The sequence below is a fragment of the Anaeromyxobacter sp. SG66 genome (assembly GCF_022690805.1).
GTDB classification, from domain to species: Bacteria; Myxococcota; Myxococcia; order Myxococcales; family Anaeromyxobacteraceae; genus Anaeromyxobacter; species Anaeromyxobacter soli.
In genome coordinates, this window is sequence record NZ_JALCZC010000007.1 from 1 (window position 1) to 25,275 (window position 25,275).

Genomic DNA, 25,275 nt, shown 5'->3' on the forward strand with positions numbered 1-25,275 from the left:
GGCAGACTTGTGCTCGCGGACCACGCGCCGGACCTCCTCGAAGGCGCCCTGGCGGAAGAACCATGGGACTCACTCCGAGAGCGTATCGCTGCCGCTCAGGTGTGCTGATTTGAGGGGATCCGTCAGGAGCTCGGCAGGCGAGCCGGAGGTTGTCGATCGTCGACAGTCCCCCGAGGGCGGCGGGTTGGATGTGGTCGAGCTCGAGCCTCCAGCGGCTGTTGCAGCGACAGCCGTCCGGGCCGACCCACGCGCAGCGCCCGCCATCGCGCGTCCACACCGCGCGGCGCACTATCGCCGGGATCGTGGTCCTCGCAGCCGGCGGCTTCGCCGCGGTCTTCTTCGTCGCGGCGGCCTTCGTCGTCCCGGCCTGCTTCGCTTCCTTCGTCTTCCGCTCCGGCGCGACCGCGCCTTTGCGCTTGCCGTGCTTTTCGATCGCGCAGCGGATCGCCTCGTGGAGCACCGCCGCGAGGTCGCCGTCCGGGACCTTGTGCGACAGAAGCGACCGGAGCGTCTCGAGGTCCTCCTTGCAGGCGCGGTCGAGGGTGACCCGGAGCGACCAGTGGCTCTCCGAGACGGCGAGCGTCTCGGCCTTGCGCTTCGGCTGTGCGACGGGGGGCGGTGGCGCCGGCAGCGCGCCGGCCGCGGGTCCCGGTTCGAGGGTCGGCTTCGCGGTGCCGGGCTCGGTCGCCGTCTCGGCCTGCCCTGCATCGGAAGCCGGGAGCTGCAGCGCTGCGCTTCCCGCGGCGGGCGCGCGCTCGGCCAGCTTGCGGAGGCCAGCGCGCGGAGCGGTGCGCGCCTGGATGGAGACGACGAGCTGCTCGACCTCGGCGCGCGTCCGGAAGGCGGCGCGAGCGAGGAGGTCGTCCACGTCCTCCTCGGTGAGCACCTGGCCGAGAAGCGCCACCGTGGATAGGCACAAGCGCCCATCGCGCAGCGGAGCCTCGAGGCTCGGGAAGCGGCGCAAGACCCGCATGGCCTGGATGCGCCGGCCGGCGGCGCCTTCCCGCAGGTGGAGCGCCTCCAGGCAATAGGCCCAGAGGGACGCATGGCCGACCTCGACGAAGGCGCGGCGCCGATCAAACTCGTCGAGGTGCAGGAGAAAGTCGACCTGGACGTTCCGTTCCTCTCCGGCGAGCTCGCGCAGGCGCAGGGCGAGGGCGTTCGATTCGAGAGCAGCGGGGGCGAGCGCGGACATGGGGTGACCTCCAGTACACCCTTCGTAACACGCGATTTCCGGAGCTCCCGAGACGCTCCAGGCTCGCGCCTGCGCGGCGTTCTCCGCTGCACCCTCGTCGGAGCCTCAAACCGATCGGCGCGCGCTTCCCGCGCGAGGTACGTGCGCGAGAGCGACCCTCCCGCGCCTACTCATATGCCGAGCGCGATCGAGGCGAGAAGGCGTCAATGGGAATGTTTCACCCACCGCAACTGGGACGCCGCCCTGAGCGCGAGCGACGCTGCGAAGTTCCGGTGGACTATCGCTGGCGATAGTTGTGACTCTACGTGAACTGCGCGGCGACTCACGCGACGTCCCGGTCCGTGCGCCGGCGCGATCTCCGGAACATGGCCGAAACGCGTGAGTCGCGGCACCGAAGGGGGATCGCGAATCACGGACTGTCGTTTACGCGCGATGCGACCGCCGGCCGCGTGCCCCTCCGGGCCGGCGTCCGCACGGGGGCTCGCACGGACGTCCGCCCCGCTCCCACCTTGGCTCCATGCCGTGGGAGCTCCTCCTCGCCGTCGCGTGCCTCTCGTCGGGACTCGCCTGGGCCTCGCTGGCGGCGCGCCGGGCGGGGGAGATCCGGGGTCTGGCACTTCACTCCCTGTTCGGCGGCGCCGCGGCGTTCGGCTTCGCCGTGATCGCCTACGACCTCCTGGACGGGGCGGGCGTGCGGCTCGAGTGGGAGCGGCTCTCCCACGCCGGGCTCGCCTCCGCCGCGCCCCTCGCGGGGGTCATCGGCCTCGTGGAGGAGGGCGCGAAGCTCGCGGGGCTGCTGCTCGTCGTGGAGCGCGGCTGGCGAACGCGGAGCGTGATGGGCGCCGCGGTCGGCGTCTCGGCCGGGTTCGCGGCGCTCGAGGCGCTCACCACGCTCCAGGGCTGGGACTCGCCGGTCGCGCTCGCGAGGGTGGCGCTCGGCCCGGCCGCGCACGCGCTGCTCGCGCTCCCCCTCGCCCTCGGCGTCGCTGCGTTCGCGCGCGACGCGCGCCGCGCCTGGGGCTCCCTCGCGGGCGGGCTCGCCCTGTCCGCGGCGCTGCACGCGGCGGGAGACCTCAGCCTCGCGTCCGACGCGGGGAAGCTCGGCTACGGCGCGGCGCTCCTCGCGGCGCCGCTGTGGCTCTACCTCCGCGCGCGCCTCCCTCCGCGCGCCGCCCAGGCGCCGGTGCCGGTCGCGCGCTGAACGACGAAGCGGGGGCTGCGCTCACTGCCCGGCGGCCACGTAGGCCGCGACCTCTCGCCAGACGTGCTCGAACTGCGGCCGGTCGAAGCCGCTGCCGCTCGTGAGCCAGTCGAAGTGCGGCGGCACGCGCGTCGGGTGGTGGAAGTGGCCGATGACGTCGAGGTGATCGGCCCAGGCCGCGTGGATGACGTCGCCCCGGACCTGGCTCAGGGTCGGGACCATCCCGTCGTTCGCGCGCGCGTCGGTGCGCCACCCGTACGCGCGGCGCAGGACGGCGGCCTGGGCGCGGGTGAGCCGCGGCTGGTGGGCGGCGGGCGTGCGGGAGGCGACGCGGTAGAGCGCCACGTACACCGCGTGCGTCGTCTGCGCGTAGGGGTCGAGGCCCGCGCCGAGGGCGGAGCGGATCCCCGGCGGCCGCGCCCGCGTCACCACGCAGCCGTAGCGCACCCCCGGGCGGTCGTGCGTCGCCGCGTTGAACACGTCCATCGCGCCTGGGGTGATCTGGCCCACCAGGTCCTGGTCCTTGCCGAGGCTCGCGAAGAACGACTCGATCTCCTCGCGGCGATCGCGCGAGAAGTCCGCGAGGAGATCCTTCAGGAGCTGGTCGACGAGGCTGCCCGGCGCCGCGTCGCGACGCCGGAGGATCCGGGCGACGCGCAGCCCGAGGCCGATGGGGAGCCGGCCCGCCCGGATCACGTAGATGGTCAGGACGGAGAGGAGCCGCAGCAGCTGCTGGCCGAGGAGGCTGTTGAAGAGGTGCGCGACGGGCGTGCCGTGGTGCGGGGCCGAGACGGTCACGACGGTGCGGATCGCGCGCGCGCAGCGCTCGACGTCGACGGGCGACGGGAGCGACACGTCGGGCGTGACGACGAGGCGCGCGTCGAGGCCGCCGCTCGAGTGGCCGATCACGCTGACGCTGCCGCCCTTCTCGTCGAGGAGCTCGTCGATGGACTCGACGAGCCGGGCCGCCCGGACCCGCAGGGAGGCGGTGGGGATCGTCCTCACCACCCGGACCTCGCCGCGGACCCCGAGGGCGGGCCCGATCTCGGACAGGTACTCGCGGACGTGGCCGAAGTAGGCGAAGTCGCCGAGGCTCGCGAACCCGAAGAAGCCCGGGACCAGCATGAGGTGATGCGGCCCGTTCACCGGGGAAATCTAGCCCCCGCGCGGCCGCCTCCGGACTCCCAGGCGTGGTGCGGCGCGAGCGCACGGGACGAAGCCCCGATCGAGCCGGGCCCGTCACGCACAGACACAGCGGGCCCACGCGAGCGGCTCCAGCTGCACGCGATCCGCACCAGGAGGCCTCGAGCTCGTCTCGCGCGACCGACTTCACGTCGCGCGGCCCGCTGCTCGACGAGCCTCTCGCGGGCGGAGGTCCGCGAGGACTCAGACGAGCACGTCGCGCAGCGAGGCGTCACGATCGAAGACGGCGCGCGCGTACGGGCAGATCGGCACGAAGCGCGTCCCGCTCGCGCGCGCCCAGCTCACGGCCGCGTCCACGAGCTTCCGGGCCACCCCCTGCCCCCGCAGCGCGTCGTTCACCTCGGTGTGCTCGATCACGGCGCGATCTCCGCCCTCGCGCGCGTACGAGAGCTCCGCCATGCGCCGCCCGCCCTGCTCGACGTAGAACGCGCCGCGGCCGCCCTGCTCCTCGTGCCGCACGTCGAGCCCGCCCGCCTCGAGGTTCTCCTCGCTCATGCAGGTGGAGCGTAAGGAGCGATCCGGACGGATGCACGCCGGGAAACGGGGACACGGGCGAGCGGCCCGCGGGCACGAGCTCCCCCGCCCACGAGGCCCCGCGGCGCGCCGCTCTCCGTGGCGGGATCTCACGCCGCCGACGTGACCAATCACCGCGGCAGGACCGCCTCGACCCGCGAGCCGCATTGCCACGCGCGATGCCCGGAGCCGCCACGTCTCATGATCAGCGCACGCCCCAGATTCGCGGGACGGCACGGAATGTGACGGCGACCCACCCCCCGGGTATCATCCGCCCTACACCTGGAGCGGAGGTGTTCCGACGTGCGCAGCGATGGGGGCACCGCAGCGGACGGACTCGTGGACGCGCTCTTCGAGCAGGCCGGGGTCGGCCTGTGCCTCGTGAGCGCCGCGGGCAAGGTGGTCCGCACCAACCCGGAGTGGCTCCGCGTCACCGGCCACCTCGCCGACGAGGCGATCGGGCGCGAGGTGGCGGAGCTCCTCCCCTGGGACCGCGCGCTCACGCGGGCGCTGTGCGAGCCGCTCGCCGCGGGCGAGCGGCGGGAGCTGCCGCGCCGCCCGCGCATCGTGAACGGCCGCGAGGCGTGGTGGGAGGGGCGCGTCACCGCGGTCCCGCTCGAGGGCGGTACCGGCCGGCTCCTCGCGCTGCGCGACGTCACCGCCGAGGCGGCGCCGGGACCCGGCCGCGACGGCGCCCGCTACCGTCGCCTCTTCGACGAGCTGCGCGAGCACGTCCTCATCTACACGGTGGTGCGGGACGGGGCGGGCCGCGTCCTCGACTGGGTGCTCTCGGACGCGAACCGCGAGGCGCTCCGGCTCCTCGGCGCGCCGCTCCAGGAGGTCACCGGCCGGCGCGCGAGCGAGCTCTTCGGCGCGGACGTGATCGCGGACGTCCTCGAGGCCTCGCGGGAGGTCATGACGAGCGGCCGCGGCAGCTCGTTCGAGCGCCGCTTCGCGTGGGACGGGCGCCACTACCTCACCTCGCTCTTCCCGCTCGACCACTGGCACCTCGTCCAGGCCGGCGTCGACACCACGGAGCGCGTCGCCGCCGAGGAGGCGCTCCGCGCGGAGGACCGGCGCAAGAGCGAGTTCATCGCGATGCTCTCCCACGAGCTGCGCAACCCGCTCGCGCCGGTGCGCACCGCGCTCGCCGTCCTCGATCGCGCCGTGCCGGGAGGCCCGGAGGCCACCCGCGCGCGCGAGGTCATCCGCCGGCAGAGCGATCACCTCTCGAGGCTCGTGGACGATCTCCTCGACGTGACGCGCGTCGCGCACGGGAAGATCCAGCTCCGGCGCGAGCGCGTCGACCTCGCGGCGCTCGCGCGCCAGACCGCGGCCGATCACGCGGACCTGCTCGCCGCGCACGGCGTCGCGCTCCGGATCGACGGCGGCCACGCGCCGCTCCACGTGGACGGCGATCCGACCCGCCTCGCCCAGGCGATCGGGAACCTGCTCGCGAACGCGGAGAAGTTCACTCACGGCGGCGGCAGCGTGACGGTGGCGCTGCGGCGCGAGGCCGACCGGGCGCTCCTCTCGATCTCCGACGACGGCGAGGGCATCGACCCGGCGCTCCTGCCGCGCCTGTTCGTCCCGTTCGTGCAGGCGGACGGCGGGCTCGACCGCGCGCGCGGCGGGCTCGGGCTCGGGCTCTACCTCGTGCGATCACTCGTCGAGCTGCACGGCGGATCGGTCGAGGTCACGAGCGCCGGCGCGGGGCGCGGGGCGCAGTTCACCCTGGCGCTGCCGCTCGCGGCCGAGGACGCCCCCAGGGCGGAGCCTCGGCGCGACCCGCTCGCGCTCGGCCGGCCACGGCGCGTGCTCGTCATCGAGGACAACGCCGACGCGGCCGAGATGCTGCGCGACCTGCTCTCGGGCGCGGCCCACGAGGTCGCGGTCGCGCCGGATGGGCGGGCCGGCATCGCGCTGGCTCGCGCGACCCGGCCGGATCTCGTCCTGTGCGACATCGGCCTGCCGCTCGTGGACGGCTACGAGGTGGCCCGCGCGCTGCGCGGCGATCCGGAGCTCGCCACCACGCTCCTCGTCGCCCTCTCCGGCTACGCGCTGCCGGACGACGTCGAGAAGGCGGCGCGGGCCGGGTTCGACCGCCACCTCGCGAAGCCCGTCTCGCTCGAGGATCTCGGCGCGGTCCTCGCCGCCTCCGCGCGCGGCGCCTGAGGAGCCCCGCGCGACGGCGCGGCGGGCTCCTCCCGCCCGGCCGCCCGGCCGCTCCAGGCGGGTCGCGCGCGAGGAGAGGCGTCCCACCCGGAAATCGGTTAAACCGGGGGCCCGAACCGTTCGAGGGTCCCCATGAACGTCGCCTTCACCGAGCACCTCCGCGCCCAGCTCCGCCAGCTCGAGGCCGACGGCCTCCTCAAGCGCGAGCGGGTCATCACCACGCCGCAGGGCGCCTGGGTCGAGGCGGACGGCCGGCGCGTCGTGAACCTCTGCGCCAACAACTACCTCGGCCTCGCCGGCCGGCCCGAGCTCGTGAAGGCCGCCCAGGAGGCGCTGCCGCGCCACGGCTTCGGCCTCTCCTCGGTCCGCTTCATCTGCGGCACGCAGGACGTGCACAAGGAGCTCGAGGGGCGCATCGCCCGGTTCCTCGGCTTCGAGGACGCGATCCTGTTCTCGTCGTGCTTCGACGCGAACGGCGGCGTGTTCGAGGCGCTGCTCGGCGAGGAGGACGCGGTCGTCTCCGACGCGCTCAACCACGCCTCCATCATCGACGGCATCCGCCTGTGCAAGGCCCGCCGCTACCGCTACGCGAACGGCGACATGGCGGATCTCGAGGCGAAGCTCGCCGAGGCCGAGGCCGGGGGCGCGCGCTTCAAGCTCGTCGTGACCGACGGCGTGTTCTCGATGGATGGGTACCTCGCCAAGCTGCCGGCGATCTGCGAGGCCGCCGAGCGGCACGGCGCGCTCGTCATGGTCGACGACAGCCACGCGGTGGGGTTCATCGGCGAGAAGGGGCGCGGCACGCCCGAGCACTTCGGCGTGATGGGCCGGGTGGACCTCGTCACCGGCACGCTCGGCAAGGCGCTCGGCGGCGCGTCGGGCGGGTACGTGGCCGGCACGCGCGAGGTGGTGGAGTGGCTCCGCCAGAAGGCGCGGCCGTACCTCTTCTCGAACACGCTCGCGCCGGTGATCGCGGCGGTGAGCCTCGAGGTGCTCGACCTCGTGGAGCGGAGCGACGACCTCCGCCGCCGGCTCCGCGAGAACGCCGCGTACTTCCGCGCCGAGCTGACGAGGCTCGGCTTCGAGCTCCTCCCGGGCGAGCACCCGATCATCCCGGTGATGCTGCACGAGGCGCCGCTGGCGCAGGAGTTCGCGCGCCGCCTGCTCGACGAGGGGGTCTACGCGATCGGCTTCTTCTTCCCGGTCGTCCCGAAGGGCCAGGCGCGCATCCGCACGCAGATGAGCGCCGCGCACTCGCGGGACGACCTCGACTTCGCCGTCCGCGCGTTCGCGAAGGTCGGTCGCGCGCTCGGCGTCATCCGCGGCTGAGGGCAAGGGGTAGACATCGATGAAGGCGCTGGTGAAGTCGAAGCGGGCCGAGGGCATCTGGATGGTGCAGGACGCGCCCGTGCCGGAGGTGGGCGTCCACGACGTGCGCATCCGCGTCCGCAAGAGCGCGATCTGCGGGACCGACGTCCACATCTACAACTGGGACGAGTGGAGCCAGCGCACGGTCCCGGTGCCGATGATCGTCGGACACGAGTACGTGGGCGTGGTGGACGCGGTGGGCGCCGAGATCGAGGCGTTCAAGCCGGGCGACCGCGTCTCCGGCGAGGGGCACGTCACCTGCGGGTTCTGCCGGAACTGCCGCGCCGGCCGGCGCCACCTCTGCCGGCACACCGTCGGCGTCGGCGTGAACCGGCCCGGCTCGTTCGCCGAGTACGTGGTGATCCCGGCGAGCAACGTCTACCGGATCCCGGACGACATCCCGGACGAGGTGGCCGCGATCTTCGATCCCTACGGCAACGCCACCCACACCGCGCTCTCGTTCGACCTCGTGGGCGAGGACGTGCTCGTCACGGGCGCCGGCCCCATCGGCGTGATGGCGGTCGCGATCGCGCGCCACGTCGGCGCCCGCCACGTCGTCGTCACCGACGTGAACGACTACCGGCTCGAGCTCGCGCGGAAGATGGGCGCGACGCGGGCGGTGAACGTCGCGCGCGAGGACCTGCGCGGCGTGATGAAGGACCTCGGGATGAAGGAGGGGTTCGACGTCGGGCTCGAGATGAGCGGCAACGGGCGCGCGTTCCGGCAGATGCTCGAGGTGATGAACCACGGCGCCCGGCTCGCGCTCCTCGGGATCATGCCCGGGGAGGAGGCCATCGACTGGAGCCAGGTCGTCTTCAAGGGGCTCGTGCTGAAGGGCATCTACGGCCGGGAGATGTTCGAGACCTGGTACAAGATGGTCGCGATGCTGCAGAGCGGGCTCGACATCTCGCCCGTCGTCACGCACCGCTTCCCCATCGACGAGTTCCAGCGCGGCTTCGACGTGATGCGGAGCGGGCAGTCCGGCAAGGTCGTGCTCGACTGGGCCGGGTGAGGGCGCGACCGGCTCCGGGGCTTCACTCGTCGGAGCCGGCGACCACCGCCTCGAGCGGCAGCGGGCGCTAGCCCGCCAGGGGATCCTCGCCCTCCGTCCACGACGGCAGCACGCGGTCCTCGAGCTGGAAGTTCTCGCCGTCGTGCTCGGTGTACACGACGTAGACGCTGCGCTTCGGCACGCGCCAGATCCGCTCGAGCTCGTCCATGATCGCGAGGGCGAGCCGCCGCTTCTGGTCGGCGGTCCGCCCGCGCCGGATGTCCGCGTCCAGGAAGGCGATGCCCCTCTCCGGCTGCTCCGCGCGCCCGAACACGAGGTCGTCCCGGCCGTAGGCGCGGAGGGTGAGGCCGATGTGATCGGTGCCGGTGTCCATGATCCTCGCGAAGTGGCCGACGACGGCCTCCGCGAAGCGCCGCTTCTCCTCGGCGGTGGGGGCGAAGTTCAGGTCGAAGGAGAGGTGGGGCATCGGCGCGCTCCGGGTCGAGGGGGACCGCGACCGTTGGGTAACGGGCAGCGGGCGCGGGGCGACGGCCCAGGTGGGAGCGGGGGGTCCCGGTATGCGAGCTAGGTGAACGCGTCGATCCCCGTGGCCGCCCTCCCCAGCGCCAGCGTGTGAACGTCGTGGGTCCCCTCGTACGTGTAGACCGACTCCAGGTTGGCCATGTGCCGCATGGGCGGGTGGTCGTCGACGATGCCGGCGGCGCCCAGGATCTCCCGGCAGGTCCGCGCCGCGTCGCGCGCCATCCGCACGTTCGCGCGCTTCGCCATCGAGATCTGCGCCGCGGTCGCGCCGCCCTGATCCTCGAGCTCGCCGAGCCGGAGCGCGAGGAGCTGGCCCTTCACGATCCCCTCCCACACGTCCACGAGCTTCTCCTGCACGAGCTGGAACGACGCGATCGGCCGCCCGAACTGGATCCGCTCGCGCGCATAGGCGCGCGCCGACTCGAAGCAGGCGATCGCCGCGCCCACCGCGCCCCAGGCGATCCCGTAGCGCGCCTTCGACAGGCACGAGAGCGGGGCCCGGAGCCCGAGCCCCTCGGTCCCCGGGAGCACGTTCTCGGCGGGGACGCGCACGCCGTCGAGGTGCAGCTCCGAGGTGATCGACGCGCGGAGCGAGAGCTTGCCTTCGACGTTTCGAGCGGTGAACCCGGGCGTGCCCGTCTCCACGAGGAAGCCGCGGATGGCGCGGGCGTCGTCGCCGTCCACCTTGGCCCAGACGAGCGCGACGTCGGCGAGGCTCCCGTTCGTGATCCAGGCCTTCGCGCCGTCGAGGACGTAGGCGTCGCCGTCGCGCACGGCGCGCGTCCGGAGCCCGCCCGGATCGGAGCCGAAGTCCGGCTCGGTCAGCCCGAAGCAGCCGACGATCTCGCCCCGGGCCATGGCCGGGAGGAACCGGGCGCGCTGCGCCTCGGAGCCGTACGCGTGGATGGGGTACATGCAGAGCGCCCCCTGCACCGAGGCGAAGCTGCGGAGCGCCGAGTCACCGCGCTCGAGCTCCTGCATCGCCGCGCCGTAGGCGATCGCCGAGGCGCCCGCGCAGCCGTAGCCCTGGAGCGTCATCCCGAAGATCCCGAGCGCGCCCATCTCGGGGACGAGCTCGAGGGGGAAGGTCCCGGCGCGGAAGTGGCGCTGCACGACCGGCAGGAACCGCTCGTCCACGAACCGGCTCACCGCGCGGCGAACGAGCCGCTCCTCGTCCGACAGCCGGTCCTCTACCTGGAACAGATCGGCGGGGGCTGGTGTTTGGATCTTCATCCCGGCAGCTTGTCGGGGCGCCGCCGCGCCGGTCAAGCGCGGTGTCCCGAACCTCGGGGACCTCCGGAGGCAGACGGCCGGGGCCGGGCCCGGATATCCTGTTCGTTCCCATGTGCGGACCCGACGCCGCCGCGCCCCCGCCGGGCGCCGTGCCCACCCCCCTCCCCGACGCGCGCCGCGCGGCGCCGGAGCAGGTCCGGCGCGAGATCGAGGCCGCGCGCCGGAGCCCCGTGGTGACGGCCGTGCTCGAGGCCGCCGATGGGGCGATCGTGGTGCTCAACGCCCAGCGCCAGATCGTCGCGGCGAACACGCGCGCGCACCTCGCGGGCGGGACCGGAGAGATCTCGGGCCTGCGGATGGGCGAGGCGCTCGGCTGCGTGAACGTGCGCGCCTCCGGGGACTGCGGCGCGTCGCCCGCGTGCCGGCAGTGCGGGGCGCTCGCCGCCATCCTGTGCTCCCAGCGCGAGGCGCGCTCGCTCGAGGCGGAGTGCCTGCTGCGCAGCGAGCTCCCCGGCCGCGCCGCCCTCGAGTTCAACGTCCGCGCGACGCCGCTCCCGGTGGACGGCCACGCCTTCACGGCGGTGTCCCTGCGCGACGTCTCCGCGGAGAAGCGGCGCGACGCCCTCGAGCAGCTCTTCCTGCACGACGTCCTCAACACCGTCGCCGGGCTCCGCGGCTGGGCCGCGCGGCTGCGGCGCGGCACCGTCCAGCCGGCGGCCGCCTTCGAGCGGATGGACCAGCTCACCGCCCAGCTCGAGCGCGAGATCCGCGACCACCGCGCCCTCCTGCTCGCCGAGCGCGGCCTGCTCACCCTCGAGCCCAGGCCGGTGCGCGTCGCGGACCTCCTCGCCGAGCTCGACGCGGTGTTCTCGTTCCACGCCGCGGCGCGCGAGCGGCGGCTCGCGATCGGGGCCCCGCCCGGCGACCTCGTCGTGGAGACCGACGCCGCGCTCCTCCTCCGCGTGCTCGTGAACATGGTCGTGAACGGGCTCGAGGCGAGCCCGCCCGGCGGCGAGGTCGGGGTCTCGTGCAGCGCCGCGGGCGGCGAGGCGACGCTGGAGGTCCACAACGCGGGCGTCATCCCGCCCGAGGTGCGGGCGCGGATCTTCCAGCGCTCGTTCAGCACCAAGGCCGCGCGCGGCCGCGGCCTCGGGACCTACGGCATGAAGCTCCTCGGCGAGCAGGTCCTCGGCGGCGCGGTGTCGTTCCGCTCCGACCCGGAGCGCGGGACGGTGTTCGAGATCCGGCTGCCGCTCCGGCGGCGGTGAGCGAGCGACCACCGCTGGCGATGGCTGCCACCCTGGGTGAACGCGGTGGGCCTCCCGGAAGACGCGCTACCTCGCCCCCGAGCGCCTCCCCTCCCCGCGCGCGTCGGCCGTGCCGCGCAGCGGAACCTCCGGCGCCCACGCGTCCGGCACGGCGATCTCGCTGCCCATCACCTCCATCCGCTGCCCGCCCACGCGCAGGCTCACCGCGCCGGCGAGGTTCCAGGCGAGCGCGAGCGTGAGCGCGTCTCCCTGCGCCCGCCCGGTGCCCGAGCCGAGCGTCGCGTCCACGCGCCCGCGCACGTCCTCCTCGTCGAGGTCGAGCGCGCAGCGCTGGCCCGGGGTGAAGGTGAGCTCGCCCTGCGCGCCCGCGCGGGCGGAGAGCTCGCAGGTCTTCCCGCGCGCGGAGAGCCGCACCCGGACCCGCCCCGCCGAGGCCGGGGCGACGACCGCCCGCGCGTCCTCGCGCACCTCGCGATCCAGCACGCCGCCGGCGTGCACGCGCACCGTGGCCGCGACGCGGTAGTCGCCCGCGGGCGGCGCGGCCGCCGCGACGGCGGGGAGGACCGCGCAGAGGGCGGCGACGAAGATCTCGAGGGACGTGCTCCGCATGTTCACCTCACCGTGTACCCTGGCCTCGCCCGCCGCCTCGCCTTCCCGCCGGGCGGGAGCGAACGACGTGAGTACCTGCCGGGTCGCTCCTGTGCGAGAATCGCACGTCCGGACCCGCCGGTCCGCAAAGAGGAGGAAGTCCGTTGAACAAGAACACCGTCATCGCGCTGCTCGTCGGCGTGCTCGCCGGCCTCATCATCGGCTACTCGGTCGGCTCGAGCATGGGGGGCGGCACCCCGCACGCACCGGTCGTCGCCGCGCCCGCCGGCGCGCCCGCGGGCGGGATGCCCGGCGCAATGGGAGGCGTGCCTGGCGCCCCGGGAGGCGTGAACGTCCAGCAGCGGATCGCCATGCTCCAGCAGGCCGTCGCGCAGGATCCCAGGAACGTCCAGGCCTGGACCCAGCTCGGGAACGACTACTTCGACACGAACCAGCCGCAGAAGGCGGTCGAGGCCTACGGCCACGCGCTCGAGGTGCAGCCGGGGAACGCGGACATCCTGACGGACCAGGGCGTCATGTACCGGGCCCTCGGCCAGTTCGACAAGGCGGTCGAGAACTTCAAGAAGGCGAACGAGGCGAACCCGCGCCACCTGCAGAGCCTCTTCAACCTGGGCATCGTCTACGCGTACGACCTCAAGCAGCCGAAGAAGGCGGTGGAGGCGTGGGAGAAGGTCGTCGCCACCGACCCGAGCAGCGGCCAGGCGATCCAGGCCCGCACCCAGCTCGAGCAGCTGAAGAACGCGAAGTAGCGTCCCGCGCGGGCGCGCCGCGCGCTGGCGAGCCGGGCGGGCATCCGCGAGAATCGCGGCATGCCCGTCACTGCCCTGCTCGCCTCGGCCCTGGCCGCGGCGCCCGCGCTCCTCTCCCTCCAGGACCCCGGCTTCGAGGCGGGCGCGCCCGGCGCGCCGCCCCCGGCCTGGACCGTCCGCGCGACCGAGGGGGCGCGGGTGGCGGTCACCGACGCGGCGCGCGCCACGGGCGCCCGCGCGCTCGCGATCACCGCGCCGGCGTCGGGCGCGGAGGTCACGGTCGCCTCCGCGCCCGTGCGGCTCGAGGTCGGCAAGCTCTACCGCCTGTCGGCGTGGGTGCGGACGCGCGGCGTCCGCGCCGATCCCCTCGCCCGCTACCCCACCGCGCTCGGCGCGTGCGTGGCGATGGCGAGCACCCCGTTCACGAACTGCTCGCCGCAGGCGCCCTCGAGCGGCGAGGGGCGGCTCTCGCTCCTGTTCTTCGCGCTGGCGCCCGAGGATCGCGTCGCGCTGCACCTCGGCCGCAACGGGCGCGCCACCGGCGAGGCGGTGTTCGACGACGTGCGGCTCGAGCCGGTGGACGACGTCACCGAGTACGTCCCGCTCGAGACCGTGCGCTGGGAGGGCGAGGGGTTCCGCTACGACGACGGCGGCTGGATCTTCGTGCACGTCGAGGGCGAGCCGTACGCCCGCGGCGCGCAGTACGGAGCGCTCGTCGCGGACGAGCTCGCGCGCTTCCTCGCGAAGGTCGCCGTCCAGCACGACAAGGCCGACCCGGAGCGCGGCTGGAACGACCTGCGCCGGCTCACCGACGCGCTCATGCTCCGCAAGTTCGACGCGGAGTACCTCGAGGAGATGAAGGGCATCGCCGACGGCGCGGCGAAGGCGGGGGCGCGCTGGAAGGGCCGCCCGCTCGACCTCCTCGACGTGGCCGCGCTCAACTCGGCGGTGGACCTCGGGCAGCTCGACGACGCGCTCCAGGTCTCGCGCACGCCGCTCAGCGGCCGGAGCTTCGTCAAGGCGGAGGACGAGACCGCCCAGGCGGAGGGAGACCGCTGCTCGTCGTTCGTCGCCACCCGGTCGGCCACGCGCAGCGGCCGCTTCGTCATGGGGCAGCTGTTCATGTGGAACGGCTACACCGGCGTGCACTGGGACGTGGTGCTCGACGTCGTGCCGGCGAAGGGCCACCGGCTCGTCATGCAGACCTTCCCGGGCGGCATCCACTCCGGGTCCGACTGGTACCTGAACGGCGCGGGGATGGTGATCGGCGAGACGACCGTGGGGCAGACGCCCTTCGAGCCGGCCGGGACCCCGCAGTCGAACCGGATCCGCAAGGCGGCGCAGTACGGCTCCTCGATCGACGAGGTCGCGGCGCTGCTGCGCGCCGGGAACAACGGGCTCTACTCGAACGACTGGACGATCGCCGACGCCAAGACGGACGAGGGCGCGTGCCTGCTCCTCGGCACGAAGGCGAGCCGCCTGTGGCGCACCGGCGCGCGCGGCCGCCGCGGCGACACGCCGGGCGGGCTCCGCGACTTCGTGTGGGCGAACAACAACGCGCGGGATCCCGCCGTGCGGCGGGAGCTCACCCTCGGTCCGGGCGACGCGCCGGTGGACGTGAACTTCCCCGCCTGGAACCGCGACATCGCCTTCCAGCAGTTCTACCGGGAGCACGGCCGGGGCGGGATCGACCTCGAGGCGGGCGTGAGGCTCTGGGCGTCCTCGCCGCTCAACCGCCCCCACGCCTGCGACGGCAAGCTCACCACCGCGGAGATGGCGGAGAAGCTCGTGTTCCTGGCCCATTACGGGAAGACGACCCTGCGCGAGAAGTGGGTGGGCGGGAGGTGGATCCCGGCCGACCTCCCCGACGCCATCCCGCACCTCACGCTCGGCTACACGACCTTCAGCCCCATCGTCGTGGCGGACGGCCTCGCCCGCGCCCGCGCGGCGCGGGAGGCCCGCCCGGCGTCCGGCGCGGCGGCCGCGCCCGGCGCGAAGCCGAAGCCGGACCTCGCCGGGATCGCCCCGGCGCTCGCCTACGATCCGAAGCTCCTCTGGAAGGACACGGTGTTCCCCGCGACGGACGCGGACGCCTGGTTCACGAGCGGCTCGGCCGCGTACCACGCGCTCCTGGCGAAGCTCCCCGAGGAGCCCGCCAAGGCGCTCGAGGCCCTCCGCGCCGGCCTCGATGACCTGTCCGCGCGCCTCGCCTGGCTCACGCTGCGCGAGGGCGCCGCCGCGCCGGCGCGGCTGTCGCCCGCCTACGATCGCTACGGCCCGTACCAGATCCCCCGCATCCGCGGGACCTTCGCGCTGCACCAGCTTCGGCTGCGCCTCGGGAACGCGGCGTTCGCGAAGGGCATGCGCGCGGTGCACGAGCGGTACGCGGGGAAGCCGATGCGCACCGAGGACTTCCTGCGGACGTTCTCCGCGGCGGCGGGCCAGGACGTCGCGCCGTTCGTGAGGCCGTGGCTCGAGCGCGCCGATCTCCCGGACCCCGTGCTCTCCGCGGTCGCCACGCGCGCGGGCGACCGCTTCCGGCTCGCCGTGGAGATCGCGCAGAAGACGAACCCCTGGCCGTTCGTCTCCACGCTCGCGATCCGGGGCGAGAAGACGATCCGCTACGAGCGGATCGAGGTCCCCGCCGCCGCGACGCGGACGTTCACGTTCGAGCTCTCGGAGCGCCCGCAGCGAGTGGCGCTCGGCGGCGACGCCGCCGTAGGGCGCGACGACGCGTTCGTGCTGCCGAACCTCCTCGACGACTTCCCGGGCGCGCTGTTCGTGTGGGGCTCCTCCCGCCAGGTCGAGGCCGGCCACTCGCTCGCGCTCGTCTGGCGCGACACCGTGGCGGACGCGTTCACCGAGGTCCTCCCCCCGCTGGCGGCGGACGCGGAGGTGTCCGACGCCGACCTCGCCGAGCACGACCTCGTGGTCCTCGGCGGCGCGGCCGACAACGCGCTCGTCGCGCGGCTCGCGCGCGAGGGCAAGCTGCCGTTCGAGGCCGGGCGCGGCTTCTTCCGGTGGGACGGGACGCTGCACGGGCGCGCCGACGAGGGGCTCGCGATCGCCCTGCGGAACCCGTGGAACCCGAGCCGCGGGCTCTACCTGTACCTCGCGAACTCGCGCCTCCAGCTCTGGCAGATGACCCACGCGTGGCAGCGCGGGCTGCCCGGCTGGACGTCGTGGCGCGGCCCCGAGGTGGTCGAGCGCGGTCACCTCGGCACCGAGCGGCTCGAGGTCGCCGTGAAGCTTCAGGACCCGGCCGCAGCGTCGGCCGCGGCGCGCTGACGCGCGCGCCACCCGGGGCGGGGGGAGCGCGCCCGCATCACGCGAGGTGCGGCGTCCCCACCGGACGCGAGCGTCCCTCGCCGGGACGCGCTATCTCTGTGCGGGTGAGCCCGAACCGACTCGTCGCCGCGTCCGCCCTCGCAATCCTCTCCGCGGCCTGCGCCGCGAACCAGAAGCTCTTGCAGGAGCCGATCTCGAAGGAGCGCGCGTGGATGTCCGAGCGCCACCGCGAGCACCCGCTCGTGGGGAAGATCTGGGACGCGCGGGCGGGGCGGCTCGTCGACGAGGCCACGCTCACGAGCGCGGTCGACGGCGCCGAGGTCGTCATGCTCGGCGAGATGCACGACAACCCCGACCACCACGTGCTGCAGGCGCGGCTGGTGCGCGCGATAGGCGCCGCCGGGAAGCGGCCGGCTCTCGCCTTCGAGATGATGGAGGAGGACGACCAGCCTGCCATCGACGCCGCGATCGCCCGCGCCCCGCGCGATCCCGACGCGATCGCCCGGGCCGTCGACTGGAAGCACAGCGGCTGGTACGACTTCGCGATCTACCGGCCCATCTTCGCCGCCGGGCTCGAGGCGGGCATGCCGATCGTCGGCGCGAACCTGCCCGTCCCCCTCGCGAAGGCGATCGCGATGAAGGGCCAGGAGGCGCTCACCCCGGAGCTCCGCGCCGCGCTCCAGAAGGCGGAGCCGCTCCCCCCCGAGGTCGTCGCCTCGCTGCGCGCCGAGATGAAGGCCGCGCACTGCGACGCGCCGATGCCGGACGCGATCCTCGACCGGCTCGCGCTCGCGCAGCGCGCCCGCGACGCGGAGATGGCGCATCGCCTCGCCGCGGTGAGCCAGGCGGCCGGCGGCGCGATCCTCGTGACCGGAAACGGCCACGCCCGCACCGACCGCGGCGTCCCGGCCTCGCTCGAGCGCGAGCTCCCCGGCCGGCGCGTCGTCTCGGTGGGACTGTTCGAGGTCTCGCAGGGAAAGCTCGACCCGGCGCTCTACGCCTCGGAGTTCGGGGTGGGGACGCTCCCGTTCGACTTCGTCGTGTTCACGCCGGCCGCCGAGCGCGAGGACCCGTGTCTCGCGCTGCGCGGGCACGACTTCACGAAGCACAAAGCGCCCTGAACGACAGTTTCGTGATTCGCCGATCACCTTCGGTGATGCGAATCACGCTGTCGTTCAGGCATTTTCGAACGGGGGCTGCGCCGGCTTCGCCCCCGCCCCGCCGACGGCTGGCCGCCGTCGTCGGGGACCCCACCCCTGCTCGCCGGGTCCCGTGCGCCGCCGCGAGCGGCTTCGCCGCTTCCGCGGCGTCGCCCCGGCGGGCTCGCTTTGCTCGCCTGATCGCTAATCACGCTCGGCCGTTCAGGGCAAAGAAGGGCGCCGCCGGCCCGGAGCCCGGCGACGCCCCACCCCCCGTGGCGATGCGGGGGGCGCTGCCAGCTTCGAGGCTAGTTCGTGGCCGTGGCCTTCTGCGGGGCCGCCTTGGCGGTCTTCGCCGCCGCCTTCTTGTCGGCCTTCGCGACCGCCGCCTTGCTCTTCGTCGAGGCCGTCGTCGAGGACGACGCCGTCGTCATCTGCTTGTCGCCGCAGGGGAAGGCGGGCGTCGCGAGGCCCAGGATCGCGAGCGCGGCGGCGGCGCGGAGAACGAGCTTCATGGATCTCTCCTTCGTTCGGGCTCCCGGAGCGGAGCCGCGACGACTCATGGCGAGCGCGGCGTCTCGCCGCAACCCCTCACGGCCGGAGCGGACGTTTGCACCCCGAGCGCGCCGGTGGGGTGCCCCGAGCTGGGTAGACGAGCCCTTGGCGGGGGCCTCTCGGCCGGCGCCCCTCCGAGCTCGCGACCCGCCTCGGCCTGGTCACCCCACCGATGGCGCGCGACCGTGACGGGCGGATGACGGACGAGGCGTACACCGCGTGAATGCGTGCGCTCCTCGTGCAGGGTTCCACGCCGCCCACGTACTGGGGCTACGGGCACAGCCTCCCGTTCATCCGCAAGGACGCGGCGCTTCCTCCGCTCGGCCTCGCGACGCTCGCGGCGCACCTGCCCGCGAGCTGGGAGCTCCGGCTCCACGACGAGCACCTCGAGGCGCTGCCGGACGAGCTCCTCCGCTGGGCGGACGCCGTGCTGGTCTCGGGCATGCTCGTGCAGGCGCCGTCGATGCGCGCCGTCCTCGCGCGGGCGCGCGCGCTCGGGAAGGTCACGGTCGCGGGCGGGCCGGCCCCCACCATCGCGCCGGAGCGGTTCCCGGAGGCGGCCCACGTGTTCCAGGGCGAGGCCGAGGGCCGGCTCGAGCGGCTCGTCGCGGCGGTCGAGCGCCCCGGCGCGCACGACCGCGTCCTCTCGCCGTCCGGCGAGGGCCGGCCCGACCTCGCCCTCGCGCGCGTCCCCCGCTTCGACCTCCTCGCCCTGGACCGCTACGCGAGCCACGCGATCCAGGTGTCGCGCGGCTGCCCGTTCAGCTGCGAGTTCTGCGACATCATCGAGGTCTTCGGGCGCGTGCCGCGGGTGAAGTCGGCCGCGCAGGTGCTCGCCGAGCTGGAGGCGCTCCACCGGCTCGGCGCGCGCGGGCCGCTGTTCCTCGTGGACGACAACTTCATCGGCAACCGCCGCGCCGCGGCGCGACTCCTCCCCGAGCTCGCGCGCTGGCAGGCGGAGCACGGCCGGCCGTTCGACCTCTACACCGAGGCGAGCCTCGACCTCGCGACGCTGCCGGAGCTGCTCGCCGCGATGGTCGACGCCGGGTTCTCGGCGGTCTTCGTGGGGATCGAGACGCCCGATCGCGCCGCCCTGCAGGAGGCCGGCAAGCGCCAGAACCTGCGCGTGGATCCGGCGGAGGCGGTGCGGCGCCTCACGGCCGCGGGGCTCGAGGTCTTCGCCGGGTTCATCGTCGGCTTCGACGCCGACGACGCGGGCACGTTCGCGCGCCAGCGCGCGTTCATCCAGGCGCTCCCGATCCCGCGCGCGATGGTAGGGACGCTCACCGCGCTGCCCGGCACGGCCCTCTGGAGGCGGCTCGCGCGCGAGGGCCGGCTTCGCGCCGAGTCCACCGGGGACCAGTTCGGCGAGACCAACTTCGAGCCCGCCATGGGCGATCTGGAGCTCCTCGAGGGCTACCGCCGGCTGCTCGCGGAGCTCTACGACGAGGACGCCTACTTCCGTCGCTGCGCGCTGCACCTCGCGCTCGCGCCGATGCGCCCGAGCCCGCTCAGGCCGGGGTCCCTCGCCACGCTCGCGCGGACCCTGTGGCGCCTCGGCCTGCGCGGCTCGCGCCGCCGCCACTTCTGGCGCCTCGTCGGCCAGGCCCTGCGGCTCGGACCCGCAGCGCTCCCGCGCGCGGTGACGCTCGCCGTGCTCGGCGAGCACCTCGTCCGCTACACGCACGAGGAGGTCCTGCCGCGCCTCGATCGGCAGCTCGCGGCGCTCCGCGCCGCCGGAAAGGTCCCCGGCGCCGGGTCGGCGCGCGCGGCGGCGGCGCCGACCGCCTCCTGACGGCGGCCGGGCGCGCCGCGCGCGCGCAGGAGGGTGCCCGGCGACTACTTCTTGTACGCCCCCGCGACGAGCACCACCCCGTCCACGAGCTCGAAGTACGCCACCTTCTGCTCGACCTTGTTCGTGACGGGGTTGTTGAACTTGTACTGCTGCCAGCCTTTGCCGTGCTTTCGGGCGAGGAGGATCCGCTCCCGGACGAACAACCTCCCGTCGGGATCCTTGTCGCCCATGTTGTTCTTGCCGACACGCTCGGGCTTCGTCGGGTGCGCGAGGCAGTTGCCGGCGAGGTCGTACGCGAAGACGTACAGGTCCCGGTAGATGAACGGACCGTGCGCGTCGTTGAACGTCGCGATCGCCTTCTCCTTGCCCTCCTTCTTCATGAACAGCGCCGCCCGGTGCACGAGCAGCTCGGCGTCCTTGGTGGTGGCGTACGGCTCGGCGGCGGCGGCCTGCCCGAGCGCGCCCAGGACGGCGGCGGCGAGGGCTGCGGCGAGGAGCTTCTTCATGGGTGTTCCTCCGGTGGGGCAGTGCGCGGGTCGGGGGGAAGGCCGGCGCCGGTCAGCGGGCGCCGGCGGCGTGCAGGCGAGGGAGGTCTTCGCGGGGGAGCGCGGGCGGGTGCTCCAGCGCGTCCGCGACGCCACCCTCCCCGCCGACCGTGAAGAAGGCGGCGCGCTCCCGGAGCGCGTCGGCGTGGGTGGAGAGCTCCTCGGCGGTCGCGGACAGCTCCTCCGCGGCGGAGGCGTTCCGCTGCGTGACCTGATCGACGACGGTCATCGCCCTCGAGAGCTGCCCGACCCCGGCCGACTGCTCCTGCGAGGCCGCCGAGACCTCGCGCACCCGCTCGGCGGTGGTCGCGATGGTCGTCACGAGCTCCGCGAGGAGCCCGCCGCTGCGCTCGGCCACGCCGACGGAGCGGGCGGCGAGCTCGCCGATCTCCTTGGCGGCCGCCTGGCTGCGCTCGGCCAGCTTGCGGACCTCGGTCGCCACGACCCCGAAGCCCCGCCCCTGCTCGCCCGCCCGCGCCGCCTCGATGGCGGCGTTCAGGGCGAGGAGGTTCGTCTGGTAGGCGATCTCCTCGACGATCGAGACCCGCTCGGCGATGGCGCGCATCGCGCCCACCGTCTCGGTGACCGCCGCGCCGCTGCGCTCGGCGTTCCTCGCGCCCTCGCTCGCCATCCGCTCCACGTCCCGGCTGCTCGCCGCGTTGGAGCCGATGGACGCGTTCATCTCCTCGAGCAGCGCCGAGGTCTCCTCCACGCTGGAGGCCTGCTCGCCGGTGCCCTGCGAGAGCTGCTGCGAGGTGGCGGAGACCTGGCCCGCGACCGCCGCGAGCGCGGCGGCGCCGGAGCGCACGTCGCCGATGACCTGCGAGAGCTGCCCGCCCATGCGGCGCATCGCGGCCTGCAGGTCGCCGAGCTCGTCCTGGCTCGTCACCTCCACCGCGTCGCGCAGGTCGCCGGCCGCGATCCGCTCCGCGGCCTCCACGACCGAGCGGAGGCCGCGCCGGATGGCGCGGACGAGGAAGGCCCCGGCGGAGGCGAGCGCCGCCGTCGCGAGGAGGAACACGACGGCGATGTCGCGCCGGGCGCCGGCCTCGGCGTCGCGGGCGCGCGCCGCGCTCGCGTCGGCGGCGGTGCGGGTCGCCACGGCGCTCGCGTCCACCACCTCGAGGAGCCGCTGCGCGTCCACGCGGAGGCGCTCGAACGCGTCCGTCACGTCGTGCTGGGCCCCCGCCTCCTCCGCGAACTGGCCCGCCGCGCCTGCGTCCCGCCTCGCCCGCGCGGCGGAGTCGAGCTGCGCGAGGTCCTGCTTCCACCGATCGAGCGCGGGCGCGATCTGGCTCGCCCCCGCGTCCCGTCCCCCGCGCTCGAAGGCGCGCTCGGCGTCCACCGCCTCGCGAAGCTGGCCGGCGATGAGCGCGAGCGCCGCCTCGTGCACCTCCGGCTCGAGGGTGCCGTTCTCCACCGCCGACGCCGCGCCGGTGGCGCGCCCCACCGCCGTGGCGAGTCGCGACACCGCGACGAGCTGGGGCACCTTCGCGCCTGCGTAGTCGCCGACCACGCCGGCCATCGAGGCCGTCGCGACGAGACCGGCGCCGCCGACCAGCGCGACGAAGATCACCGCCACGACGAGGAGTCCCAGCACCTTCCCGCTGAGCCGCAGCTTCATCACGTTCACCTACCCTTGCAGGACGTACCCTCAGTCACCGGGATGCAGGACGGGGGCCGCCTGCGGCGCAGGCGCGCACTTCGGAGGCGCGGGGCCCAACCTGCCGCTTTTCCTGGCGCCCTGCCCGGCTCGAGCGGCGCGGGCGAGGTCGGGGCTCGGTGCGGGCAGCGCGACCCGGGTCGAGCGCACCCGCGAGGCGCGACCCGGGCGCGCCGATCCCTTATGTTCCCTCGGCGACCTGCCGTGACGCTCGCCGACCTCATCGACCTCGAGGCCCAGCTCGCCCGCGATCGGGACGCGCCCGCGGGCGCGCTCGAGCGGCGCGACCGCGAGGCGATGCGTGGAGCGTCCCTCGCCGGTGACCGGGGGGACGTGCTCGCCCGCTGGCTCGCCCAGCTCCGCGAGCGCGAGCCGAGCCTCCTCTTCCCCGGCCGCACGGTGTCCCGCGCCCTGGCCGGCGTCCGGCTGGCGCTCGCGGCGATCGGGCTCGCGCTCGGCTGGGGCGCCGCGACGGCGCTCCTCGGCTACACCGGCGAGCACCCGGTGAACGTCTGGGACGTGCTGCTCGTCCTCGTCGGCGCGCAGGTGCTCCTGCTCCTGTTCCTCCTCGCCGCGTTCCTCTTCCCGCTCGCGACGCTGGGCGCGCCGCTCGTGGGCGTCTTCCGCGAGGCGATCGGCGCCCTCTACCCGCGCCTCGCCGGACGCGCGGCGGGGCAGGCGCGCGCGGAGGAGTGGCGCGCGCTCTGGCACCGGCTGCGCAGCCGGCGCTCGCTGTACCACTCCGTGGAGCCGTGGCTCCTGCTCGGCGCGACGCAGACCTTCGGCGTCGCCTTCAACGTCGGGGCGCTCCTCGGGTGCCTGCGCCTCGTGGTGTTCTCCGACATCGCCTTCGCGTGGAGCACGACGCTCGTGGACCTCGACGCGCCGCGCTTCCACGCCCTCGTCTCGGCGCTGGCGCGGCCCTGGGCGTCGCTCTGGCCGGACGCCGCGCCGTCGCTCGCGCTGGTGGAGGCGACGCGCTACTCGCGGCTCGAGGGCGCCTACCTCCACGCCGGGGCAGGCCGTGCCGCGGACCCGGCGCTCGTCGGGGAGTGGTGGCGCTTCCTCCTCGCGGCCGTCGCGACCTACGGCCTCCTCCCGCGCGCCGTCGCGCTCGCGGTCGCGCGCCTGCGCGCCGCGAGGCTGCTCGCCCGCCTTCCGCTCGACGACGCGGAGATCGCGCGCGTCCTCGCCCGGCTCGCCGAGCCGCACGTCGAGACCGGGGCCGTCCTCCCCGAGGCCGCGCCGCCTGCGGTGATCCCGGCGACGGTCCCGGGCGTCGCGCCGCCCGCGGGCACGCGCTGCGCGGTGGTGCTCTGGCGCGACGTCCCGGCGCACCCCGCCCTCGAGGCGGCCATCGCCCGCCAGGTCCGGCGCGAGATCGCGAGCGTCCACGCCGCCGGCGGGCGCGACGGGCGCGACGAGCTCGGCGCGAGGTGGCTCGCCGCGGTGGACGGGGCGGAGCCGGTGGTGGTGGTCGCCGAGGGATTCGAGGCGCCGGATCGGGCGGCCTTGAGGCTCGTGCGCGAGCTGCGCGGCGCCCTGGGCCCGCGGCGGCACCTGCTCGTGCTCGTGGCGGAGGTGAGGGAGGACCGCGTCGGTCCGGCCACGGAGGCGAGCGTGCGCACCTGGCGAGACGGGCTCGCCCGGCTCGAGGACCCGTACCTCGCGGTCGAGCCTCTCCAGGGGGCGCCGTGACCCCGGAGGTCCCGCGCTTCGCGGTCGTCGGCCGCGTGAACAAGGGCAAGTCGAGCATCGTCGCGACGCTCGCCGAGGACGACTCGGTGCGCATCGACCCGCGCCCGGGGACCACCACCGAGGTGCGCGAGTTCCCCGTCCGCGTGGACGGGCGGACCCTGTTCGTGCTCGTCGACACGCCCGGGTTCGAGGACGCTCCGCGCGCCCTCGCCTGGCTGCGCGCTCGCGAGGTGAGCGCGGCGGAGCGGCCCGCGCGCGTCGCCGAGCTCGTGCGTGCCTTCGAGGGCACCTCCGAGCTCGTCGAGGAGTGCCGCCTGCTCGCGCCGATCCTGGCGGGCGCGAGCGTGCTCTACGTCGTCGACGGCACGCACCCGTATCGGCCGAACTACGACGCCGAGATGGAGATCCTCCGCTGGACGGGCCGGCCCGGGATGGCGCTCGTCAACCGCATCGGCGCAGAGGACCACGCGGCCGAGTGGCACCGCGCGCTCGACCAGCACTTCAAGATCGTGCGCGACTTCGACGCGTTCTCGGTCTCGTTCGAGGAGCGGGTGAACCTCCTGCAGGTCTTCCGGGAGCTGCGGCCCGACTGGCGCGCGGCGGTGGACGAGGCGGTCGCCGCGCTCGTCGCCCAGCGTGGCCGGCGCCGGGCGGAGGCGGCCGCCCTCGTCTCCGGCCTCCTCGTGGACGCGCTCACGCACACCGAGGAGCTCGCGGTCGAGGACGAGGCCGCGATCGAGGAGCAGCGCGACCGCCTCGAGCGGAGCTTCCACGACGCGCTCCGCGCCCGCGAGGAGGAGGCGCGCCGCCGCGTCGAGGCGCTGTACGGCCACCGCGAGGCGCGGTTCGAGGAGGGCCCCGGCCTCGAGCGGCCCGTGTACCGCCAGGATCTCTTCGCCGAGGAGGCCTGGAAGCTGCTCGGGCTCTCTCCCGCGCAGCTCGTCGCCGCCGGCGCGCTGGCCGGCGCGGCCATCGGCGGCGCGGTGGACGCGGCGGTCGGGGGCGCGAGCATCTTCGCGGGCACCGTCCTCGGCGGCGCGCTCGGCGGCGGCGGCGCGCTGTACGGCGTGGGGAGGCGCTACGCGCGCGTCCGCTCGATCGGCGCGCCCGGCATCCCCGGCCTCCTCCTCGACGTCCAGCGCTACTGGTCCGGCGCGCGCCGCTTCCGCATCGGTCCGCACGCGCAGCCGAACTTCCCGTGGGTCCTCCTCGATCGCGCGCTCCTCCACTACGACAGCGTGGTCCGCCGCACGCACGCGCGGCGCGGGCCCATCGCGGTCGAGACGGCCGGCGCGGGGGGTGGCCGAGCCGGCCTCGTCGCGGAGTTCGCGCGCGGCGAGCGGCGCGGCCTCGAGTCGCTCTTCCGCCGGCTCCGGCGCGACCCCTACGACCCGCCGCGCTGGGTGCGGGACGAGCTCGAGCGCGCGATCGGCCGGATCCTCCGCCGGGTCGATCCCATCCCGGGCGAGGAGCCCTCAGCGGAAGCTCTCCCTCACGGTCCGTGAGCGGCCGAGGTCCGCCCGCGCGTCGACGCGCCGGCGGCC

20 protein-coding genes are annotated in these 25,275 nt (G+C 74.8%); 11 read left to right on the plus strand and 9 right to left on the minus strand.

The window, feature by feature from the left end; translation table 11 throughout:
- Positions 1-1,195: HNH endonuclease (locus MNZ39_RS03920; RefSeq protein ID WP_242334797.1), on the minus strand; the 1,195-nt coding region annotated here is incomplete at its 3' end.
- Positions 1,196-1,712: 517 nt separating this feature from the next.
- Between MNZ39_RS03920 and MNZ39_RS03925 the strand changes: the two genes are divergently transcribed.
- On the plus strand, positions 1,713-2,396 hold the full coding sequence (locus MNZ39_RS03925; protein WP_242334799.1) for a PrsW family glutamic-type intramembrane protease: 684 nt from the start codon (positions 1,713-1,715) through the stop codon (positions 2,394-2,396).
- A gap of 21 nt (positions 2,397-2,417) precedes the next feature.
- On the opposite strand, the gene MNZ39_RS03930 is transcribed toward MNZ39_RS03925, so the two are convergent.
- Both MNZ39_RS03930 and MNZ39_RS03935 read right to left on the minus strand, forming a co-directional pair.
- A complete protein-coding gene (locus tag MNZ39_RS03930; protein ID WP_242334802.1) occupies positions 2,418-3,542 on the minus strand; it encodes a triacylglycerol lipase in 1,125 nt (374 codons plus the stop codon).
- A gap of 240 nt (positions 3,543-3,782) precedes the next feature.
- Positions 3,783-4,094 (minus strand): GNAT family N-acetyltransferase, encoded by a 312-nt coding sequence (locus tag MNZ39_RS03935; RefSeq protein ID WP_242334805.1) that lies wholly within the window; start codon positions 4,092-4,094, stop codon positions 3,783-3,785.
- Between the two features lie 321 nt (positions 4,095-4,415).
- Between MNZ39_RS03935 and MNZ39_RS03940 the strand changes: the two genes are divergently transcribed.
- The 3 genes from MNZ39_RS03940 (at position 4,416) to tdh (ending at position 8,667) form a co-directional block, all read left to right on the plus strand.
- Positions 4,416-6,287 carry an ATP-binding protein gene (locus MNZ39_RS03940; protein ID WP_242334808.1) on the plus strand — a complete coding sequence of 624 codons (1,872 nt, stop codon included), beginning with the start codon at positions 4,416-4,418 and terminating at the stop codon, positions 6,285-6,287.
- Positions 6,288-6,419: 132 nt separating this feature from the next.
- Entirely contained in the window at positions 6,420-7,616 is a 1,197-nt protein-coding gene (locus MNZ39_RS03945) for a glycine C-acetyltransferase (RefSeq protein ID WP_242334811.1), read from the plus strand.
- A gap of 19 nt (positions 7,617-7,635) precedes the next feature.
- Complete coding sequence (gene tdh / locus MNZ39_RS03950; RefSeq protein ID WP_242334814.1) at positions 7,636-8,667, plus strand: L-threonine 3-dehydrogenase; 1,032 nt, start codon at positions 7,636-7,638, stop codon at positions 8,665-8,667.
- A 67-nt stretch (positions 8,668-8,734) separates the two neighbouring features.
- Here tdh and MNZ39_RS03955 read toward each other — a convergent pair whose 3' ends face one another.
- Complete coding sequence (locus MNZ39_RS03955; RefSeq protein ID WP_242334816.1) at positions 8,735-9,133, minus strand: tautomerase family protein; 399 nt, start codon at positions 9,131-9,133, stop codon at positions 8,735-8,737.
- 98 nt (positions 9,134-9,231) lie between these two features.
- Positions 9,232-10,422, minus strand: coding sequence for an acyl-CoA dehydrogenase family protein (locus tag MNZ39_RS03960; RefSeq protein WP_242334819.1), 1,191 nt, complete (start codon positions 10,420-10,422; stop codon positions 9,232-9,234).
- A 110-nt stretch (positions 10,423-10,532) separates the two neighbouring features.
- Here MNZ39_RS03960 and MNZ39_RS03965 point away from each other — a divergent pair, with 110 nt between their 5' ends.
- Positions 10,533-11,690, plus strand: coding sequence for a sensor histidine kinase KdpD (locus MNZ39_RS03965; RefSeq protein WP_242334822.1), 1,158 nt, complete (start codon positions 10,533-10,535; stop codon positions 11,688-11,690).
- Between the two features lie 66 nt (positions 11,691-11,756).
- Here the strand turns inward: MNZ39_RS03965 and MNZ39_RS03970 are convergent, their stop codons facing one another.
- A complete protein-coding gene (locus MNZ39_RS03970; RefSeq protein WP_242334825.1) occupies positions 11,757-12,299 on the minus strand; it encodes a hypothetical protein in 543 nt (180 codons plus the stop codon).
- A 143-nt stretch (positions 12,300-12,442) separates the two neighbouring features.
- Here MNZ39_RS03970 and MNZ39_RS03975 point away from each other — a divergent pair, with 143 nt between their 5' ends.
- From MNZ39_RS03975 to MNZ39_RS03985, 3 genes are all read left to right on the plus strand, one after another.
- Complete coding sequence (locus MNZ39_RS03975; protein ID WP_242334828.1) at positions 12,443-13,048, plus strand: tetratricopeptide repeat protein; 606 nt, start codon at positions 12,443-12,445, stop codon at positions 13,046-13,048.
- Positions 13,049-13,108: 60 nt separating this feature from the next.
- Positions 13,109-16,336 (plus strand): C45 family autoproteolytic acyltransferase/hydolase, encoded by a 3,228-nt coding sequence (locus MNZ39_RS03980; protein ID WP_242334831.1) that lies wholly within the window; start codon positions 13,109-13,111, stop codon positions 16,334-16,336.
- Positions 16,337-16,440: 104 nt separating this feature from the next.
- A complete protein-coding gene (locus MNZ39_RS03985) occupies positions 16,441-17,457 on the plus strand; it encodes a ChaN family lipoprotein (RefSeq protein WP_242334833.1) in 1,017 nt (338 codons plus the stop codon).
- A 326-nt stretch (positions 17,458-17,783) separates the two neighbouring features.
- Here MNZ39_RS03985 and MNZ39_RS03990 read toward each other — a convergent pair whose 3' ends face one another.
- On the minus strand, positions 17,784-17,990 hold the full coding sequence (locus tag MNZ39_RS03990) for a hypothetical protein (protein ID WP_242334836.1): 207 nt from the start codon (positions 17,988-17,990) through the stop codon (positions 17,784-17,786).
- Between the two features lie 263 nt (positions 17,991-18,253).
- On the opposite strand from MNZ39_RS03990, the gene MNZ39_RS03995 reads away from it, so the two are divergent.
- Positions 18,254-19,825: a B12-binding domain-containing radical SAM protein gene (locus tag MNZ39_RS03995; protein WP_242334839.1), complete on the plus strand. Its 1,572-nt coding sequence runs from the start codon at positions 18,254-18,256 to the stop codon at positions 19,823-19,825.
- A 44-nt stretch (positions 19,826-19,869) separates the two neighbouring features.
- On the opposite strand, the gene MNZ39_RS04000 is transcribed toward MNZ39_RS03995, so the two are convergent.
- Positions 19,870-20,331, minus strand: a complete 462-nt coding sequence (locus MNZ39_RS04000) for a cache domain-containing protein (protein ID WP_242334842.1) — start codon at positions 20,329-20,331, stop codon at positions 19,870-19,872.
- Positions 20,332-20,383: 52 nt separating this feature from the next.
- A complete protein-coding gene (locus MNZ39_RS04005; RefSeq protein ID WP_242334845.1) occupies positions 20,384-21,994 on the minus strand; it encodes a methyl-accepting chemotaxis protein in 1,611 nt (536 codons plus the stop codon).
- A 243-nt stretch (positions 21,995-22,237) separates the two neighbouring features.
- Between MNZ39_RS04005 and MNZ39_RS04010 the strand changes: the two genes are divergently transcribed.
- A complete protein-coding gene (locus tag MNZ39_RS04010; RefSeq protein WP_242334847.1) occupies positions 22,238-23,731 on the plus strand; it encodes a DUF2868 domain-containing protein in 1,494 nt (497 codons plus the stop codon).
- Positions 23,728-25,236 (plus strand): DUF3482 domain-containing protein, encoded by a 1,509-nt coding sequence (locus tag MNZ39_RS04015; RefSeq protein WP_242334850.1) that lies wholly within the window; start codon positions 23,728-23,730, stop codon positions 25,234-25,236. Before MNZ39_RS04010 ends, MNZ39_RS04015 begins: the two co-directional genes overlap by 4 nt.
- Positions 25,237-25,275: the final 39 nt, after the last annotated feature.

What these genes read in the sequence shown, in the direction of transcription:
- MNZ39_RS03990 (WP_242334836.1), bottom strand. Translation starts at nt 17,990, where the DNA reads ATGAAGCTCGTTCTCCGCGCCGCCGCCGCGCTCGCGATCCTGGGCCTC.
- MNZ39_RS03970 (WP_242334825.1), bottom strand. Translation starts at nt 12,299, where the DNA reads ATGCGGAGCACGTCCCTCGAGATCTTCGTCGCCGCCCTCTGCGCGGTC.
- MNZ39_RS04005 (WP_242334845.1), bottom strand. Translation starts at nt 21,994, where the DNA reads ATGAAGCTGCGGCTCAGCGGGAAGGTGCTGGGACTCCTCGTCGTGGCG.
- MNZ39_RS03960 (WP_242334819.1), bottom strand. Translation starts at nt 10,422, where the DNA reads ATGAAGATCCAAACACCAGCCCCCGCCGATCTGTTCCAGGTAGAGGAC.
- MNZ39_RS03935 (WP_242334805.1), bottom strand. Translation starts at nt 4,094, where the DNA reads ATGAGCGAGGAGAACCTCGAGGCGGGCGGGCTCGACGTGCGGCACGAG.
- MNZ39_RS03925 (WP_242334799.1), top strand. Translation starts at nt 1,713, where the DNA reads ATGCCGTGGGAGCTCCTCCTCGCCGTCGCGTGCCTCTCGTCGGGACTC.
- MNZ39_RS03980 (WP_242334831.1), top strand. Translation starts at nt 13,109, where the DNA reads ATGCCCGTCACTGCCCTGCTCGCCTCGGCCCTGGCCGCGGCGCCCGCG.
- MNZ39_RS03945 (WP_242334811.1), top strand. Translation starts at nt 6,420, where the DNA reads ATGAACGTCGCCTTCACCGAGCACCTCCGCGCCCAGCTCCGCCAGCTC.
- MNZ39_RS04000 (WP_242334842.1), bottom strand. Translation starts at nt 20,331, where the DNA reads ATGAAGAAGCTCCTCGCCGCAGCCCTCGCCGCCGCCGTCCTGGGCGCG.
- MNZ39_RS03965 (WP_242334822.1), top strand. Translation starts at nt 10,533, where the DNA reads ATGTGCGGACCCGACGCCGCCGCGCCCCCGCCGGGCGCCGTGCCCACC.
- tdh (WP_242334814.1), top strand. Translation starts at nt 7,636, where the DNA reads ATGAAGGCGCTGGTGAAGTCGAAGCGGGCCGAGGGCATCTGGATGGTG.
- MNZ39_RS03995 (WP_242334839.1), top strand. Translation starts at nt 18,254, where the DNA reads ATGCGTGCGCTCCTCGTGCAGGGTTCCACGCCGCCCACGTACTGGGGC.
- MNZ39_RS03955 (WP_242334816.1), bottom strand. Translation starts at nt 9,133, where the DNA reads ATGCCCCACCTCTCCTTCGACCTGAACTTCGCCCCCACCGCCGAGGAG.